Annotated in this window: 1 protein-coding gene; it reads left to right on the top strand. The window is 77.0% G+C overall.

The window, feature by feature from the left end; all coding sequences use genetic code 11:
- The coding region (locus EF918_RS35230) for a glycoside hydrolase family 31 protein (protein WP_125652916.1) at positions 1–1,787 on the top strand (1,787 nt) is incomplete at its 5' end.
- Positions 1,788–1,962: the final 175 nt, after the last annotated feature.

The following is a 1,962-nucleotide window of genomic DNA, read 5'->3' as shown; positions in this document are numbered from 1 at the left end:
CGTACCGGCTGTGGAACACCGATCCGCGGGGCGGGTTCGGGCCGGGGGACGATCCGCTGTACATCACGATGCCGGTGCAGCTGGTGGTGGCCGACGCCGGGACGCACCTGAGCTTCTACGACAGCACCTGGGACGGCCGGGTGGTGCTGCGGGAGGGCGAGGAGGGCGCCGGGTCCGGCGCGGACCGGCCCGGGGTGAGCGAGCTGCGCATGGACGGGGGCCCCTTGCGCTGCTGGGTGCTGGTGGGGACGCCGTCGCGGGTGCTCCAGGGCTGGTCGGGGCTGACCGGGGCGGCGGCGGTGCCGCCGGAGTGGGCGCTCGGTCACCAGCACGCGCGGTGGGGGTTCGGCTCGGCCGCGGAGGTGCGGCGGATCGTGGCCGGGTACCGGGAGCGGGGGCTGCCGCTGGCGGCGCTGCACCTGGACATCGACCACTACGACGGGCACCGCGTGTTCACGGTGGACGGCGAGCGGTTCCCGGACCTGCCGGGGCTGGCCCGGGAGCTGGAAGGGGCCGGGGTGCGGCTGGTGTCGATCGTGGACCCGGCGGTGAAGGTGGAGGACGGCCCGGACGCGGTGTACGCGGCCGGGCGGGCGGTCGGGCCGGCCGGGGCGTTCGTGCGGGACGCGCAGGGGCAGGAGGTGCGCGGCGAGGTCTGGCCCGGGGAGTGCGCGTACCCGGACTTCACGGACCCGCAGGTGCGGCAGTGGTGGGGCGGGCTCTACGAGGAGCGGCTGCGGCAGGGCTTCGCGGGGTTCTGGCACGACATGAACGAGCCGGTGTCCTTCACCCCGGCCGTGTTCGCCGACCAGACCCTGCCGAGGTCGGCGCGGCACGCGCTGGACGGGGCCGGCGGTGACCACCGGGCCGCGCACAACGTGTACGGGCTGACGATGGCGCGGGCCGGCTACGAGGGGCTGGTGCGGCTGCGGCCGGCGGAACGGCCGTTCCTGTTCTCCCGGTCGGGGTGGGCGGGGATGCAGCGGTACGGCGGAACGTGGTCGGGGGACGTGGACACCGGCTGGGAGGGGCTGCGGGCCTCGCTGGCGCTGGTGCTGGGGCTGGGGTTGTGCGGGGTGCCGTACTCGGGGCCGGACGTGGGCGGCTTCGGGGGCTCGCCGGAGCCGGAGTTGTTCCTGCGCTGGTTCCAACTGGGGGCGTACCTGCCGTTGTTCCGTACGCATGCCGCGCTGTGGGCGGGGCGGCGGGAGCCGTGGGAGTTCGGGCCGGAGGTCCTCGAAGGGGCGCGGGCGGTGCTGGCCGAACGCGAGCGGCTGCGGCCGTACTTCCTGTCGCTGGCGCACCTGGCGCGGCGGACCGGGGCGCCGTACGTGCGGCCGCTGTGGTGGGGGGCACCGGAGGACCGGGCGCTGCGGGACTGCGAGGACGCGTTCCTGCTCGGGGACTCGCTGCTGGTGGCGCCGGTGCTGGAGCCCGGCGCGGACCGGCGTGCGGTACGGCTGCCGCGGGGGCGGTGGTACGACACCGCCACCGGTACGGCGTACGAGGGCCCCGGCCAGGTGCTGCTGGACGCGCCGCCGGGCCGGATCCCGGTCCTGGCCCGGGCGGGGACGGTGCTCCCGGTGCGCGGTGCGGACGGGGCCGCGGCCCTGGAGGCCTGGGCCCCCGCGACGGGCCGTACGGGCGGCGGGGTGATCGCCCGCGACCCGGGTCCGGGCTTCGCCCCGGCCGAGCTGGAACGGCTGACCGTGCGGTGGCGCGACGGCCGGGTGGTGGTGGAGGGCGAGGACGGCGCCGAACTGAAGGTCCAGGTACGCGGCGTCTGAGGCGGGCTCGGGCACGGCCCGCCTCTGACGCGGCCTCCGAGGCGGGCTCCGACGGGAACAGCCTTTGACGCCCCGGCAGCCGCGCGGCCTGCCCGGGTCAGGTGTAGCGGCCCGCGAACCAGGCGGTGGCCGCCTCGGTGTGGAGGGGGAAGGCCAGGGGGGCCGGGGTGTGGAG

This window comes from Streptomyces sp. WAC06614 (genome assembly GCF_003949795.1).
Taxonomy (GTDB): domain Bacteria; phylum Actinomycetota; class Actinomycetes; order Streptomycetales; family Streptomycetaceae; genus Streptomyces.
The sequence above is the reverse complement of the archived record's forward strand: the minus strand, read 5'-3'. Positions and strand labels throughout refer to the sequence as shown.